This window comes from Sphingomonas immobilis, assembly GCF_030580995.1.
Taxonomy (GTDB): domain Bacteria; phylum Pseudomonadota; class Alphaproteobacteria; order Sphingomonadales; family Sphingomonadaceae; genus Sphingomonas; species Sphingomonas immobilis.
The window spans coordinates 309,088-323,934 of the sequence record NZ_JAUQSZ010000002.1 but is presented as its reverse complement, the minus strand read 5'-3'; the positions used below and the strand labels follow the sequence as shown (position 1 = coordinate 323,934).

The following is a 14,847-nucleotide window of genomic DNA, read 5'->3' as shown; positions in this document are numbered from 1 at the left end:
GAATCAGTCCCTCATCACTTTCTTGAGCGCCTCGGCGATGCGCACGGGGCCCGGAAAATACGCCCATTCGAGGCTGTGCGGATAGGGCGTGTCGAAGCCCGTCACGCGCTCGATCGGCGCCTCGAGATGGTAGAAGCAGCGCTCCTGCACCAGCGCCGACAGCTCCGCGCCGAAGCCCGATGTGCGCGTCGCCTCGTGGATGATCATGCAGCGCCCGGTTTTCTTCACCGAGGCCTCGATCGTCGCGATATCGAGCGGCACGAGCGTGCGCAGGTCGATCACTTCGGCGTCGATCCCGGCCTCCTCGATCGCCGCCAGGCCGACATGCACCATCGTGCCGTAGACCAGCACCGTCAACGCCTCGCCCGGCCGCACGATCTGCGCCTTGCCGAGCTCGATCTTGTAATAGCCCGTCGGCACGTCGCCCGCCGGATGCTGCGACCAGTTCTGCGTCGGGCGGTCCCAATGGCCGTCGAACGGGCCGTTGTAGATGCGCTTGGGCTCGAAGAAGATCGTCGGATCATTATCCTCAATCGCCGCGATCAGCAGGCCCTTGGCGTCATAGGGCGTCGAGGGGATCACCGTCTTCACGCCCGAGACATGGGTGAAGATGCCCTCCGGCGACTGCGAATGCGTCTGCCCGCCGAAGATGCCGCCGCCGAAGGGCGAGCGCACCGTCATCGGCGCGATGAACTCCCCCGCCGAACGATAGCGCAGCCGCGCCGCCTCGCTGACGAGCTGGTCGAGCGCGGGGTAGATGTAGTCGGCGAACTGGATCTCCGGCACCGGACGCAGGCCGTACGCCCCCATGCCCACCGCGACGCCGATGATGCCGCATTCGGTGATCGGCGTGTCGAACACGCGGCGCTTGCCGTATTTCGACTGGAGCCCCGCCGTCGCGCGGAACACGCCGCCGAAATAGCCGACGTCCTCGCCCATCACGACGACGTCGGGATCGCGCTCCATCATCACGTCCATCGCGGAGTTGATCGCCTGGATCATGTTCATGCGGGTGGTGGGTTCGGTCATGCCGCGACCCCCGCCGCGCCAGCGGCTTCAAATCTCTTCTTCTCCGCGTCTCCGCGCCTCCGCGTGAACAAAAAGAAGAATGTCTCACGCGGAGGCGCGGAGACGCGGAGAGAAAGAGTGAAAGCGGCTACGCCGCGAATAAGGCCGCCCATCACTTGCGCGCCCACGGACGGCCGCTTGCCGTCTCTTCCGCGATCATCTGCGCCTGCTGTTCGCGCAAATGCCACGGCATCTCCTCGAACACGCCGTCGAACAACGTGTCGAGCGGCTGGTGCAGGCCGTGGCCGAGGATGCCGTTGGCCTCGGCCTCCTTCTGCGCGCGCTTCACGCCTTCCGCCACGTCCTTGTCCTGCGCCGCATGGCGCTCCTCGTCCCATTCGCCGATCGCGATGAGGTGCGCCTTCAGCCGCGCGACCGGATCGCCGAGCGGCCACGCGCTCGGCTCGCCCGCCGAGCGGTACTGGCCGGGGTCGTCCGAGGTCGAATGGCCTTCGACGCGGTAGGTGAAATGCTCGATCAGCGTCGGCCCCTGGTTGGTCCGCGCCCGCTCAGCCGCCCAGGCGGTGGCGGCGTAGACGGCGAGCGCGTCGTTGCCGTCGACGCGCAGCCCGGCGATGCCGTAACCGATCGCCCGCGCCGCGAATGTGGTCGATTCCGCCCCCGCGAAGCCAGAGAAGCTCGAGATCGCCCACTGGTTGTTGACGACGTTGAAGATCACCGGCGCGCGGTACACGCTCGCGAAGGTGCAGGCCGAGTGGAAGTCGCCCTCCGCCGTCGATCCCTCGCCGCACCACGCCGCCGCGATGCGCGTGTCGCCCTTGGCGGCGCTCGCCATCGCCCAGCCGACGGCCTGCGGATATTGCGTCGTCAGATTGCCCGAGATCGAGAAGAAGCTCGCGTCGCGCACCGAATACATGATGGGAAGCTGCTTGCCCTGCAGCCGGTCGCCCTTGTTCGAATAGATCTGGTTCATCATGTCGACCATCGACCAGCCGCGCGCGATCAGCAGGCCCTGCTGGCGGTACGACGGGAAGCACATATCGTCGGACGCGAGCGCGGTGGCGGCGGCGACGGAGACCGCCTCCTCGCCGGTGCATTTCATGTAGAAGCTGGTTTTGCCCTGCCGCTGCGCGCGGAACATGCGCTCGTCGAAGGCGCGCACCTCGACCATCGCGCGCAGCATCTTGCGCAGGACATCAGGTGAAAGGCGTGGGTTCCACGGGCCGACAGCCGCGTGATCCTCGTCGAGCACGCGGACGAGCTGATAGGCGAGATCGGTGAAGTCGCCCGCCGCGTCGGCGGTGTCGGGCCGCCGCGTCTCGCCGGCGGGCGGGATCGGCACGCTGGTGAAATCGACCGCGTCGCCGGGCCGGAACTTGGGCTCGGGCACGTAGAGCGACAGCGGGGGCAGGTTGGTGCGGGTCGGCTCGTCAGCCATCTCGTCTCCAAAGGGTCGCCGGGTCGCTGATGGAAACGCCCGAAATCATCTTATGCTCCGTTGTTATTATATTTCAACGGTCATGGCGAGTCTGAAGCGCGGTTGACTCTGCTGGAATTGAGAACAAAATAGGAACACACATTTGAGCGAGTCGAGTCGGTGTCAGCCAGCATAGCAGAATTGCGCGAAAGCCTGCGTGCCATCGAAGGTGATGGGCTCAAGCGCCGCCCGGTGCTGCCCTTCGGCGTCGGCGCGCTCGACGGGCGGCTGGCGTCGACCGGGCTGCGCCTCGATTCGCTGCACGAGATCGCCGCCACGACACCCGATGCCAGCGACGATGCCGCCGCGACCCTGTTCATGGCGGGCATCGCCGCGCGCGCCTGGGGGCCGGTTTTATGGGTGGTGCGTAGGCGCGATCTGTTCGCGCCGGGACTGTATCAGGCGGGGCTGGCACCCGAACGGCTGCTCTATGCCGAGGCCGCCGACGATGCCGAACTGCTCGCGCTGATGGAGGAGGGCCTGCGCCACCGGGGCCTGGGCGCCGTCGTCGGCGAGGTGCAGCGCGCGGCGATGGCGAACACGCGGCGGCTGCAGCTTGCGGCCGAGGGCGGGCGCACCATCGCGCTCCTCCAGAAACGCCATGCGCGGGAAGACAGAAACCCGCTCGCCGTGCCCTCCGCCGCCGTCACGCGCTGGCGCATCGGCAGCGCGCCGTCGGTGCCGCTGCCTGGCCATCTCGCCGAGGACGCGCTGGGGCGGGCGTGCTGGCACGTGTCGCTGGTGCGCCAGCGCGGCGGCGAACCCTTTGAAACCATCCTGGAGGCATGCGATGAAACGGGTCGCCTCGCTCTACCTGCCCGACTGGCCAATCGAAAGATTGCGTCGGGCGGAGCGGACCAACGCCAAGCAGCCTGACACGGTACAGGCTTCGCTCGATCCGCTGTTGAAGGCGGCCGCGGCGGAACAGGCGGTCGCCTGTTCTGTGCCGCGCGGCGGCGGCTGGCGGCCGGGTGCGCGCTGGGCACGGACGGACGGATCGGGTGCCGCGATGCCCGATCCCCGCCAGACCCCGCACCGCGACATCGGCCGCCGCGACGAGGCGGCCAAACCCCCGTTCCGCGCAATGCGGCCGGATGAAGCATATTCCTCCCGGGCACGGGGAGAAGGATCACGCGCTTCTTCAGCGCGTGGTGGAGGGGAAACGCCACAAGCGGATCGCTCGCGGCATGTCCCCTCCACCATCCGCTACGCGGACGGTCCCCCTCCCCGTGCCGGGGAGGAATATCCACCCTTCGTCACCAGCCTCAAGGACGGCAGCCGCCTCATCATCGGCGCGGCATGCCCGGCCGCGCAGGCGCTCGGCCTTGTCCCCGCCATGCCCATCACGCAGGCGCGCGCGCTCGTCCCCGGGCTCGACATCCGCCCGGCCGATCGTGAAGGCGACCAGACCGATCTGACCCGCCTCGCCATCACCGCCGCGCGCCGCTGGGCACCGATCGTCGCCTTTTCCGGGCCCGACGGGCTGTTCCTCGACGTCACCGGCACCGCGCATCTGTTCGGCGGCGAGGCACGGATGGCGCGGCGGATCGTGCGGCTGATGGCGCGGCTCGGCTTCACCGCGCGCGTCGCGGTTGCCGACACGACGGGCGCGGCCTGGGCTATGGCGCGTTACGGACGCGACGCGCTGACCATCGTCGCCCCAGCCGCCCATATCGACGCGCTCGCCCCGCTTCCGCTCGCCGCGCTGCGCCTCGATTCCAGGGCGGTCGACGCGCTTCTCCACCTCGGCGTCGATAGCGTGGGGCAGCTTGCGGCGATGCCGCGCGCGCCGCTCGTCCGCCGCTTCGGCGGCGCGATTGCGCTACGGCTCGATCAGGCGAGCGGCCGCGTCGCCGAGCCGCTCGATCCCGTCGTGCCCGCCGAGCCGATCGCCGCCGTTCAGCGCTTCGCCGAGCCGATCGCCACTGCCGAGGCCATCGAACACTGGCTGGGGCAGCTCATGCCGCGTCTCGTCACCGCGCTCGCCGATGCCGGCAAGGGCGTGCGCGCGATCGAGCTCGTCGCCGACCGGATCGACGGCGTGCCGCAGCGGCTCACGATCGGTCTCGCCCGGCCGAGCCGCGACGGGCCGCACATGCTGCGCCTCATCACGCGTCGCATCGAGGAGATCGCGCCCGGCTACGGCATCGACGCGCTGGCGCTGCACGTCCGCCGCGCCGATCCACTCGGGGCGCAGCCTTTCGAGGAGCGGCTCGAAGACAAACCCACCGACATCGCACCTTTGGTCGATGCGCTCGCCAATCGCATCGGCGAGAAACGGCTGTGGCGGATGCGCCCGGTCGAAAGCGACGTGCCCGAACGCTCGCTTGCCCCCGCCCCGCCGCTCGATCCGCCGCCCCGCCCTGACCAGCGCCTGAAGGCCGACGACGTCCGCCGCCTCAGCCGCACCGAGGCACCCCATCCATGGCACCCGCGCTGGCCGCGCCCCGCGCGCCTGCTGCGCCGCCCGGAACTGCTGGATCACGTCATCGCCGAACTGCCCGATCAGCCGCCGCGCCGCTTCGACTGGCGCGGGGAAACGCACCGCGTGATCCGCGCCGACGGGCCCGAGCGCATCCTCGGCGAATGGTGGCTGCGCACGAGCGAGGCGCAGAGTGTGCGCGATTATTTCCGCGTCGAGGACGAGGCCGGCCGTCGCTTCTGGCTGTTCCGCCGCGGCGACGGCGAACGTCCCGAAACCGGCGACCTCGCCTGGTTCATCCACGGCGCATTCGGATGAGCGCCCTTCTTCGCGGCGCGGCCGCTTTCGCTCTTTCTCTCCGCGTCTTCGCGCCTCCGCGTGAAACACTCTTCTTTCTTACGCGGAGGCGCGGAGACGCGGCGGGGTTTCGCACATGACCTACTGCGAGCTTCAGGTCACGACGCACTATTCGTTCCTGCGCGGCGCATCCTCGCCCGAAGAACTGTTCTCGGTCGCCGCGGCGATGGGCATGCCGGCGATGGCCGTGACCGATCGCAACTCGGTAGCGGGCGTGGTGCGCGCGCTTTACGCCTGCGACGAGATCGAGAAAGCCGGCGTCGAGATCCGCTCGATCCCCGGCTGCCGGCTCGATCTGGTCGACGGCGCATCGCTGCTGGTCTGGCCGGAGGACCGCGCAGGTTGGGGCCGCCTCACCCGTCTGCTGACGCTCGGCAAGAGCCGCGCCAATGCCCAGAAGGGCGAGAAGGGCCAGTGTTTCCTTCATTGGGAGGATGTTGCGGAGTACGCGCAGGGCCTCGTCGCCGCGCTCGTCCCCGGCCTCACCGACCTCGGCGATCCGCTACAACTGCGCTGGATGGCGGACATTTTCGGGCACACGCACGGCCATCTCTGCCTGACGCAACACCGCCGCCCCGACGAAGCCCCCCGCCTCGCCGCGCTTGCCGAAGCCGCGCGCACCCACGGCCTAACCCCGCTCGCGACTGGCGACATATTGTACGACACGCCCGATCGCCGCATGCTGCAGGACGTCGTGACGGCGATCCGCGAGAAATGCACGATCGACGATCTCGGCCACCGCCGCACCCGCAGCGCCGACCGCCATCTCAAGAGCCCGCAGGAAATGGCCCGCCGCTTCCGCCGCTACCCGCAAGCGGTGGCGGCAAGTGCCGCGATCGCGGAACGGTGCCGGTTCACGTTGCGGGATCTGGAGCATCAGTATCCAGAAGAAAACGTCTTTCAAAGTAAGACGCCGCAGCAAGCCCTCGAGGCCTTGTCCCGGAGCGGACTGAAGCAAAAATTCGGGGCCTATCCGCCCAAAGCCTATGCCGATCTGCTGGATTACGAACTGAAGCAGGTCGCCAAGATGGAGTATGCACCTTATTTTCTTACCGTGAACTCGATCGTGCAGTTTGCGCGTAGCCAGCAAATCCTGTGTCAGGGCCGCGGTTCGGCCGCCAATTCGGTCATCTGCTTCGTACTCGGCATTACCTCGATCGATCCGATCAAGCATCAATTACTCTTCGAGCGCTTCATCTCGACGGAGCGCAAGGAGCCGCCCGATATCGACGTCGATTTCGAACACGAGCGGCGCGAAGAAGTGATCCAGTGGATCTACGAGCAATACGGCCTTGATCACGCCGCGCTGACGGCGGTGGTCAGCCGCTTCCGCTCGCGTGGCGCGATTCGAGAGGTCGGCAAGGCGCTCGGCCTGCCCGAGGACATGACCGCCGGCCTCGCCAGCCAGGTGTGGGGTTGGTCGAACGACGGCGTTCCCGACAAGCATGTCGCCGCGCTCAATCTCGACGCTACCGATCACCGCCTGGCGCTGGCGCTGCAATTGGCGCGCGAACTGATCGGTACGCCGCGCCACCTCTCGCAACATCCCGGCGGATTCGTGCTGACACGCGACACGCTGCACGATCTCATGCCCGTAGAGCCCGCCGCGATGATCGACCGCCGCGTCGTCGAGTGGGAGAAAACCGACATCGAATATCTCGGCTTCATGAAGGTCGATATCCTCGGCCTCGGCATGCTGGGCTGCATGCGCCGTTGCTTCGATCTGCTCGCCGAACACAAGCAGGTCTTGCTGAATCTGGCATCTCCGACTCTGCAGGACGATGACGGACCGACCTTCGAAATGATCCGTCAGGCCGATACGCTCGGCGTGTTCCAGATCGAAAGCCGCGCCCAGATGTCGATGCTGCCGCGCATGAAGCCGATCGATTTCTACGACATCGCGATCCAGGTGGCGATCGTCCGGCCCGGCCCGATCCAGGGCAATATGGTCCATCCTTATCTGAAGCGGCGGGAGAATCCCGATCTCGTCGATTATCCGTCGCCGGCGCTTGAGGAAGTCCTTAAAAAGACGCTCGGCGTGCCGCTTTTCCAGGAACAGGCAATGCAGGTCGCGGTCAAAGGCGCGGGCTTCGAACCCGCCGAAGCCGACCGCCTGCGCCGCGCGATGGCGACCTTCAAGTCGAGCGGCGATATCGGCGAGTTCGGCCCTAAACTGATCGAAGGCATGCTGGCGAATGGCATTTCGCTCGAATTTGCCGAACGGCTGGTCGCGCAGATCAAGGGCTTCAGCAATTACGGCTTTCCCGAAAGCCATGCGGCGAGCTTTGCCAAGATCGCGGTCGCCTCGTCCTGGATGAAATGCCACCATCCCGATGTCTTCTGCGCGGCCCTGCTCAACGCGCAACCAATGGGCTTCTACGCCCCCGCACAGTTGGTCCGCGACGCCCGCGCGCACGGTGTCGAGGCGCTGCCAGTGTGTATCAACGAGAGCGACTGGGATACGCGCATGGCGGATGCCGAGCCGAACGAGCGGCCTTTGCTGGCGGCCTTTTGCGGCACGGATGCGGATTGGATGAGCCTCAGGCCGGTACGGCTGGGCATGCGGATCGTTCAGGGCCTGGCGATCGCCGATGCCGTGAAAATTCTTGAGGCGCGCCGCGCCGGCGGCCCGTTCGTTTCGGTCGAAGACGTCTGGCGCCGCGCCGGCGTGAAGCCTGCGGCCCTGGAGCACCTGGCGAGGGCGGATGCGTTCCAGGGCTTCGGCATCAACCGGCGCGAGGCGCTGTGGCAGATAAAGGCATGGGGATTGGCGCCACTCGATCTGTTCACAGCCGCCGACGCGCGTCTGGGCGAAACCGTGCCCGAAAGCGCAGAGCCAGTGGTGATGCTGAAACCGCTGACCGCAGGGCGCGAGGTCGTCGAGGATTACCGCGCGACGCAACTCTCGCTGCGCGCCCACCCCGTCTCGTTCCTGCGCAACCGGCTGAGCGCGCGGCGGATCGTTAGATGCGGAGACCTGATGGCGATGAAGGACGGCGACCGCGTCGAAGTGGCAGGCCTCATCCTTGTTCGCCAGCGGCCCGGCAGCGCCAACGGCGTCGTTTTCGTGACACTTGAGGACGAAACCGGCATCGCCAACGCCGTTCTATGGGCAGATCGGTTCGAAGCCAATCGCCGCACGATCATGACCGCGACGATGCTCGCCATCCGCGGCAAGGTTCAGCGCGAAGGAATCGTCATCCACGTCGTTGCAGAGCAGATGACCGATCTGACGGGGTGGCTGCGGCAGGTCGGCGATCTCGATCTGCCGCGCATGACGGCGCCCGGCGACGGCGCGACGCACGGCGGAACGATAGATCCGCGCGATCGCAAGCAGGCTTGGCCGAAACAACGCGCCGCCGAGGCCTGGCCGCCCCGCAGCACGGACACGATTCCGGTCAAATCCCGCAATTTCCATTGAGCCACACCATGTTCACGCCCCCCAAACTTTACGTCATGATCAAGCCGCCCGAGGCTTCGCGCCGTCAGACCTGTGGTTGCCGCATCGCGAACAGGCTCGACGAACATTACGATCCGGCACGGTTTCACAGCACGATGCTGCGGCTCGGCAGCGAACTGGACTGGCCGCCGGCTGCGCTCGCACGCCTGTCGGAGACGTTCGACGCGGTTCGCTTCGATCCGTTCGCAATTACTTTCGACCAGATCGAGGCCGTATCCTGCGCGGCGCCAAGGGCTCGGCTGCGACGCGCTTTCACGCGACGCTTCGCAAGCATGCGCAAGGCTGCGGCGTGCAGCTTCCCGAACACACTTTCTGGCTGCACATGACGCTCGCCTACGAAGGCCCGGCGATCGCCGGCATCCGCAAGCTCGAGTCCGCCATTGGCTGGACGGTCGACGAGTTCCTGCTGATCCGCAGCGGCCATGGCCGGCACGACCTGCTCGGCCGCTGGCCGCTTTTCGTGCGGCAGGGTTCGCTTTTCTAACCCGCCACCACCTGCTCGATCACCCCGAAGATCGGATGATGCTTGTCGTCCTCGGCCCAGATGCGAACGGTGTCGCCCGCTTTCAGGAACGGCGTCTTCGCGGCGCCGCCGCCGATCGTCTCGACGCTGCGCAATTCGGCGAGGCAGGAATAGCCGACGCCGCCTTCGCTCACCGGCTTGCCCGGCCCTCCGTCCGCGCCGCGGTTCGAGACGGTGCCAGAGCCGATGATCGTCCCCGCCGCCAGCGCGCGCGTCTTGGCGGCATGGGCGATCAGCGCGCCGAAATCGAAGGTCATGTCCTCGCCCGCATCGGCGCGGCCGAGCGGCGCACCGTTCACATCGACGTGCAGCTTGCGGTGCAGCTTGCCGTCCCGCCACCAGTCGCCGAGCGCATCGGGCGTCACCAGCACCGGCGACAGCGCGCTCGCGGGCTTGGACTGGAAGAAGCCGAAACCCTTGGCAAGTTCGTCGGGGATCAGCCCGCGCAGCGACACGTCGTTGGCGAGGCCGACCAGGCGGATCGCCGCCAGCGCCTCCTCACGGCTCGCGCCCTGCGCCACGTCGCCCGTAATCACCACGATCTCCCCCTCGAGGTCCGCGCCCCAGGCCTCGTCCGCCAGCGGGATCGGGTCGCGCGGGCCGAGAAACCCGTCCGATCCGCCCTGATAGATCAGCGGATCGGTCCAGAAGCTCTCGGGCAATTCCGCTCCGCGCGCCTGCCGCACCAGCGCGACGTGGTTCACATAGGCCGATCCGTCCGCCCATTGATATGCGCGCGGCAGGGGTGCCGCCGCCTCGCGCTCGTGGAAGCGGCGCATCGGGATCGCCTCATGCTCGAGGTCGGTCTGCAGATTGGCGAGATCGGGCGCGATCCGCTCCCAATCGTCGAGCGCGGCCTGCAGCGTCGGCGCGATATGCGCGGCATCGGCGTACCAGGCGAGATCGTTCGAGACGACGACGAGGCGGCCATCGCGGCCTCCTTTCAGGCTTGCGAGTTTCATCGGCGCTCTCCTGCTATTGTTTGGAAGGGGAGCATAAGCCTCTCCGGCGGCGGGGCCACCCCAGAAATCGCGAAAGATTTGCGCGTCGGATTTGCCCTGCCGCCTCGCCCTCGCTAGGGGCGGAGGATGGAACCGCAGGTCGGCATCATCATGGGCAGCACCTCCGATTGGGAGACGATGCACCATGCCGCCGATCTGCTCGGCGAACTCGGCGTCGCGCACGAAAGCAAGGTGGTCTCCGCGCACCGCACGCCGCAACGGCTCTACGATTATGCGGGTGCAGCGGCGGGGCGCGGGCTCAGGGTCATCATCGCCGGCGCGGGCGGCGCCGCGCACCTGCCCGGCATGACGGCGGCAATGACGCACCTGCCGGTGCTCGGCGTGCCGGTACAGTCGAAGGCGTTGGACGGCGTCGATAGCCTCTATTCGATCGTCCAGATGCCTGCCGGCATCCCCGTCGGCACGCTCGCCATCGGCAAGGCGGGCGCGAAGAACGCGGCGCTCTTGGCGGCGGCGATCCTCGCGCTGTCGGACGATGCGCTCTCGCAGCGGCTGCAGGCCTGGCGCGCGGCGCAGACGGACAGCGTCGCGATCGATCCGGCCTAGTCCCAACATCCGTTCGCCCTGAGCTTGTCGACCCAAAGGGCGAGCTTGCTCAACGGCTGCCTTTCTTCTTAGCGGGCAAAGAAGAACAGGGCTTCGACAAGCTCAGCCCGAACGGAAGCCAGGAACTGACCATGCAAGCCCTCCCTCCCGGTTCCACCATCGGCATCCTCGGCGGCGGGCAGCTCGGGCGGATGCTTGCGGTCGCAGCCGCGCAGCTCGGCTATCGCACCCACGTCCTCGCGCCCGATGCGGAGAGCGTGGCGGCGCAGACCGCCTCCAGCTTCACGCGCGCCGATTATCACAGCCGCATCGTGCTCGACGAATTCGCCGCCATCGCCGACGTCGTGACCTACGAATTCGAGAATATCGCGCTCGACCCGATCGTCTATCTCGCCGCCAAGGTGCCCGTGCATCCCGCGCCCGCGGCGCTCGGCGTCGCTCAGGACCGGGCCGAGGAAAAGACCTTCGTCGCCGAGCTCGGCGGGCGGACCGCGCCGTGGGCGAAGATCGAGAGCCTCGAGGATCTCCGCACCGCGCTCGCCGATATCGGTACGCCCGCCATCCTCAAGACGTTGCGGCTCGGCTACGACGGCAAGGGCCAGGTCCGCATCCACGATGCGGCGGAGACCGAGGCGGCGTGGGAGGCCATCGGCCAGCGCCCCGCCATCCTCGAAGGCTTCGTGCCGTTCAGCCACGAATTCTCGATCCTGCTCGTACGCCGCGGCGACGGCGCGATGGTGAGCTATCCGCCGCCGTGGAACCAGCATGAGGACGGCATCCTCGCCCGCTCCACCCTGCCCGCGCCCGCGGAGATCGCGTCGCAATGGGGCGAGGCGGCGGCGCTGGCGGGGCGTATCGCCGACCGGCTCGGCTATGTCGGCGTGCTGGCCTGCGAGTTCTTCGCGGGCAGGGACGGGCCCGTTTTCAACGAGATGGCGCCGCGCGTCCACAATTCGGGCCACTGGACGATCGAGGGCGCCGTCACCTCGCAGTTCGAGAATCACATCCGCGCGATCTGCGGACTGCCGCTCGGCGATACGGGGCTGACCGCGCCGAGCGTGGCGATGGAAAATCTGATCGGCGAAGCGGCGAACGGGTGGGAGGCGATCCTCGCCGATCCGGGCGCACACCTCCACCTCTACGGCAAGGAGGTCCGCCCCGGTCGCAAGATGGGCCACGTCACCCGGCTGGGCCGCGGCTGACGCGGCAACGCAACGGCAAGTATTCCCGCGATAGGATATGGGGGATGAACGCCCCCGTCTCCTCCCTTCAGTTTGTCGAGACCGACGCTTTCGCTGCGGCGACTTCGGCTTTCAACGAATGGCGCGGGCGCTGCATCGCTTCCTTCGCATCGGCGGAAGCCGCCGCCAGCGAGGCCCTGCTCGCGCTTGTGAAACAGGGCCGCCCGATCAAGCCGCCGCCGCCGGTCGGGGCGAGATACGACCTGCTCGCCGCGGCACTGGAGGGCGTGGAAGGGGCAGCGCCGGCGCTCGCGGCGCTCGCCGCTTTCCGGAAGCGGGATACGTTGCGCCACTTCCTCACGCACGGCGCGGCGCGGATCGCGCTGGATCGCAAGGGAAGATGGCTGGCCGTCCTGACGATGATCGAGCTTGGTGGCGGAAATAGCGACCGCCGGATTCTTGTCGTCGATCAGGACGACATCGCCGCGCGTGCGCGCGATCTCCATGCCGACATGCAACGGCTGGTCGCCCACCTGAGAAGATTCTTCGGCACGGCGTAACGACACCGCTGTCCTACACGCCGGCGATCGGCGATAACGCACCCGCTCTTTGAAAACGTCAGCCCCCGGCGCACTCGGTTCGTCGCATTTTCGCCTGCGATTTGCGTTACCTTCGTTACCTTCGCCGCCTGCGTACAGCGAATCAGGCTTTCGAAGCGATCCACTCGTTGCCCACGCGCTCCAGAATTTCCAGCGGCACGCGGCCGCAGCCGAGCACGGCCTCGTGGAAATCCTTGATGTCGTATTTCGCGCCCAGCTTCGCCTGCGCCGCCGCGCGCAGCTTCACGAAGGTGGCGTGGCCGAGCTTGTAGCTGCACGCCTGCCCCGGATTGGCGCAGTAACGGTCGATCTCGCGCTCCGCGAAGCCCGGCGCCTCGCCGAGCTCGGTCACGAACTGCGCCATCGCCTTCTCGCGACTCCATTTGAAATGGTGCAGCCCGGTATCGACGACGCAGCGCTGCGCGCGGAACAGCGCCTCCTTCAGATAGCCGATCACCCCCAGCGGATCATCGTCGTACATGCCGATCTCGTCCGCCACCTGTTCGGCGTAGAGCGCCCACCCCTCCGCATAGCCCGAGAAGCCGATCGTCTTGCGGATCAGCGGCAGGTTGGTGTTCGACAGCGCCAGTCCACCCTCGAACTGATGCCCCGGCAGGCCCTCGTGATAGATCACCGTCGGCAGCATGAATTTCGGCCATTCCGCCGAATCCTGCAGGTTGAAATAGACGAAGCCCGGCCGCGATCCGTCGAGCGACGGCGCCTGGCTGAAGGCCGATGACGCACCTGCCTCATTCTCCTTGGGCACGCGCCGCACTTCGAACGTGTAGGAGGGCACGCGCTTGAACACGCGCGGCAGCCGCGTCCGCACCGCCGCCAGCCGGTCGTTGCAGAAGGCGATCGCCGCCGCCTTGCCCTCGTCGGTATTGGGATAGAGCTGTCCGGGCTGCTGGAAGAGCGCGGCGATGCGCTCGCCGGTCGTGCCCTTGGTCAGCCCCGCCTTGACGAGCAGCGGCTCGATCCGCGCGACGATCTCGCGCGCCTGTTCGAGCCCGAATGTGTGGACCTCCTCGGGCGTGAAGCGCGTCGTCGTGCTGGCGGCAAGCGCCGTGCGGTAGAAGGCGTCGCCCTGCGGCAGCTTCCACACGCCCGCATCGTGCGTGGCGCGGCTGCGCACCGCGCGCACTTCGTCGATCTGGCGGTCGAGCGCCGGCAGCACCCGCTCGGTGTAGATCTTCGCGGCATCGGCGGCGAAGCGATCGCCCAGCCCCTTCGCCTTCGCCCGCGCCGCGAGCGACTTCACCACCGTCGCGGTATCGGCGGGCACGTGCGCGAGGCCCATCTGCGTCAGCGTCTTGTCGAGCAGGAAATCGGGCGGGACGACGCCCGCAGCGACATCGTGCTTCAGCCGCGCGGTGTTCGCGTCGAGCTGTCCCGCATAGGCCGTGAGCCGCGCGAGATAGGCGTCGGCATCGCCCGCCGTGTCGATCGGGTGCTTGGTGTCGAGGAAACTCGGCGTCGATTGATACGCGCCGTTCTGCTGGCTGATGACATAAGGCGAGGAGCCGCCGCCGCCGAAATCATATTTCTGCAAGCCCGCGGCGGATTCGCGCGTGTAGAGTACGGTGTCGTAATTGATACGGTCGGTGGCCGACAGCTTCGCGGGATCGAGCGCGCGCAGCCGCTTGAGCTGGTCCTGCGTCTGTGTGCGCTGCGCCGCGCGGCCCGCGTCGCTTTCATCGCTCAGCTTGCCGCGCAGATCGGCGTTGACACCCTTGTCGAGCCCCAGCAACGTCGCGCTCTCCGGCCGCAGCCGCAAACTCTCCTGAAACAGCGTGTCGAACAGAATGGCGAGCTCCGCGCCTGCATCCGCCCGCGCGCTTCCCGGCGCGAACGCCAGCGCGCCCGCAGCGGCACCGCCGAGCAGGACCGTCCGGCGATCGACCTCCGCCATCAGGACACCCGGCTGCCCGACATCGGGAAGTTGCCGAAACCGCCCGCGCTGACGCTGCCCGTCATCGCATCGCCCTCTACGGTCGCGGTGCAATCGAGCGTCATCGGCATCGGCACCTTGGTCTTCATCTGCCAGCGCAGCGTATCACCCTCGATCACGCCGCCGTCCACGTCGAGCGAGCCCATCGCGCCGCTGACGACCGCGCTGAAGCCGTTCCCCGCGCTCGTGATCGCGACCGTCGCACGCTGATCGCCGATCGGCGTGCGCACCACGATTTCCCAGCTTCCATCAACTCCAGACACACGCATTCTCCTTGGAT

At 67.6% G+C, this 14,847-nt stretch carries 13 protein-coding genes; 8 read left to right on the top strand and 5 right to left on the bottom strand.

Features of this window, described 5'->3' with window-relative positions:
- Positions 1-3 precede the first annotated feature (3 nt).
- Both Q5H94_RS04610 and Q5H94_RS04605 read right to left on the bottom strand, forming a co-directional pair.
- Entirely contained in the window at positions 4-1,008 is a 1,005-nt protein-coding gene (locus Q5H94_RS04610; protein ID WP_304560170.1) for an alpha-ketoacid dehydrogenase subunit beta, read from the bottom strand.
- A gap of 172 nt (positions 1,009-1,180) precedes the next feature.
- Positions 1,181-2,467: a 3-methyl-2-oxobutanoate dehydrogenase (2-methylpropanoyl-transferring) subunit alpha gene (locus Q5H94_RS04605; protein ID WP_304560040.1), complete on the bottom strand. Its 1,287-nt coding sequence runs from the start codon at positions 2,465-2,467 to the stop codon at positions 1,181-1,183.
- Positions 2,468-2,647: 180 nt separating this feature from the next.
- Here Q5H94_RS04605 and Q5H94_RS04600 point away from each other — a divergent pair, with 180 nt between their 5' ends.
- The 5 genes from Q5H94_RS04600 to Q5H94_RS04580 all read left to right on the top strand — a co-directional run bounded on the left by Q5H94_RS04600 (position 2,648) and on the right by Q5H94_RS04580 (position 9,229).
- Positions 2,648-3,382, top strand: coding sequence for an ImuA family protein (locus Q5H94_RS04600; protein ID WP_304560039.1), 735 nt, complete (start codon positions 2,648-2,650; stop codon positions 3,380-3,382).
- Positions 3,297-5,246, top strand: coding sequence for a DUF6504 family protein (locus Q5H94_RS04595; RefSeq protein ID WP_304560038.1), 1,950 nt, complete (start codon positions 3,297-3,299; stop codon positions 5,244-5,246). The genes Q5H94_RS04600 and Q5H94_RS04595 overlap by 86 nt, the downstream gene beginning before the upstream one ends.
- A gap of 115 nt (positions 5,247-5,361) precedes the next feature.
- Positions 5,362-8,706, top strand: coding sequence for an error-prone DNA polymerase (locus tag Q5H94_RS04590; RefSeq protein WP_304560037.1), 3,345 nt, complete (start codon positions 5,362-5,364; stop codon positions 8,704-8,706).
- A 35-nt stretch (positions 8,707-8,741) separates the two neighbouring features.
- Positions 8,742-9,071: a hypothetical protein gene (locus tag Q5H94_RS04585; RefSeq protein ID WP_304560036.1), complete on the top strand. Its 330-nt coding sequence runs from the start codon at positions 8,742-8,744 to the stop codon at positions 9,069-9,071.
- Positions 9,068-9,229: a hypothetical protein gene (locus Q5H94_RS04580; RefSeq protein ID WP_304560035.1), complete on the top strand. Its 162-nt coding sequence runs from the start codon at positions 9,068-9,070 to the stop codon at positions 9,227-9,229. Before Q5H94_RS04585 ends, Q5H94_RS04580 begins: the two co-directional genes overlap by 4 nt.
- On the opposite strand, the gene Q5H94_RS04575 is transcribed toward Q5H94_RS04580, so the two are convergent.
- Positions 9,226-10,230, bottom strand: a complete 1,005-nt coding sequence (locus Q5H94_RS04575; RefSeq protein ID WP_304560034.1) for a fumarylacetoacetate hydrolase family protein — start codon at positions 10,228-10,230, stop codon at positions 9,226-9,228. The two genes, Q5H94_RS04580 and Q5H94_RS04575, sit on opposite strands and share 4 nt — an antisense overlap.
- 126 nt (positions 10,231-10,356) lie before the next feature.
- Here Q5H94_RS04575 and purE point away from each other — a divergent pair, with 126 nt between their 5' ends.
- The 3 genes from purE (at position 10,357) to Q5H94_RS04560 (ending at position 12,577) form a co-directional block, all read left to right on the top strand.
- Complete coding sequence (gene purE, locus Q5H94_RS04570; protein WP_304560033.1) at positions 10,357-10,836, top strand: 5-(carboxyamino)imidazole ribonucleotide mutase; 480 nt, start codon at positions 10,357-10,359, stop codon at positions 10,834-10,836.
- A gap of 131 nt (positions 10,837-10,967) precedes the next feature.
- On the top strand, positions 10,968-12,038 hold the full coding sequence (locus Q5H94_RS04565) for a 5-(carboxyamino)imidazole ribonucleotide synthase (protein ID WP_304560032.1): 1,071 nt from the start codon (positions 10,968-10,970) through the stop codon (positions 12,036-12,038).
- 44 nt (positions 12,039-12,082) lie between these two features.
- The gene (locus Q5H94_RS04560; RefSeq protein ID WP_304560031.1) at positions 12,083-12,577 is read left to right on the top strand and encodes a hypothetical protein; all 495 of its coding nucleotides are present in this window, start codon (positions 12,083-12,085) and stop codon (positions 12,575-12,577) included.
- 142 nt (positions 12,578-12,719) lie between these two features.
- Here the strand turns inward: Q5H94_RS04560 and Q5H94_RS04555 are convergent, their stop codons facing one another.
- A complete protein-coding gene (locus Q5H94_RS04555; RefSeq protein ID WP_304560030.1) occupies positions 12,720-14,528 on the bottom strand; it encodes a DUF885 domain-containing protein in 1,809 nt (602 codons plus the stop codon).
- Positions 14,528-14,836: a hypothetical protein gene (locus tag Q5H94_RS04550; RefSeq protein ID WP_341850086.1), complete on the bottom strand. Its 309-nt coding sequence runs from the start codon at positions 14,834-14,836 to the stop codon at positions 14,528-14,530. The genes Q5H94_RS04555 and Q5H94_RS04550 overlap by 1 nt, the downstream gene beginning before the upstream one ends.
- Positions 14,837-14,847 lie beyond the last annotated feature (11 nt).

Coding starts and splice junctions, on each gene's coding strand:
- Q5H94_RS04585 (WP_304560036.1), top strand. CDS start 8,742: ATGATCAAGCCGCCCGAGGCTTCGCGCCGTCAGACCTGTGGTTGCCGC.
- purE (WP_304560033.1), top strand. CDS start 10,357: ATGGAACCGCAGGTCGGCATCATCATGGGCAGCACCTCCGATTGGGAG.
- Q5H94_RS04610 (WP_304560170.1), bottom strand. CDS start 1,008: ATGAACATGATCCAGGCGATCAACTCCGCGATGGACGTGATGATGGAG.
- Q5H94_RS04590 (WP_304560037.1), top strand. CDS start 5,362: ATGACCTACTGCGAGCTTCAGGTCACGACGCACTATTCGTTCCTGCGC.
- Q5H94_RS04550 (WP_341850086.1), bottom strand. CDS start 14,836: ATGCGTGTGTCTGGAGTTGATGGAAGCTGGGAAATCGTGGTGCGCACG.
- Q5H94_RS04580 (WP_304560035.1), top strand. CDS start 9,068: ATGACGCTCGCCTACGAAGGCCCGGCGATCGCCGGCATCCGCAAGCTC.
- Q5H94_RS04565 (WP_304560032.1), top strand. CDS start 10,968: ATGCAAGCCCTCCCTCCCGGTTCCACCATCGGCATCCTCGGCGGCGGG.
- Q5H94_RS04605 (WP_304560040.1), bottom strand. CDS start 2,467: ATGGCTGACGAGCCGACCCGCACCAACCTGCCCCCGCTGTCGCTCTAC.
- Q5H94_RS04595 (WP_304560038.1), top strand. CDS start 3,297: ATGAAACGGGTCGCCTCGCTCTACCTGCCCGACTGGCCAATCGAAAGA.
- Q5H94_RS04575 (WP_304560034.1), bottom strand. CDS start 10,230: ATGAAACTCGCAAGCCTGAAAGGAGGCCGCGATGGCCGCCTCGTCGTC.
- Q5H94_RS04560 (WP_304560031.1), top strand. CDS start 12,083: ATGAACGCCCCCGTCTCCTCCCTTCAGTTTGTCGAGACCGACGCTTTC.
- Q5H94_RS04555 (WP_304560030.1), bottom strand. CDS start 14,528: ATGGCGGAGGTCGATCGCCGGACGGTCCTGCTCGGCGGTGCCGCTGCG.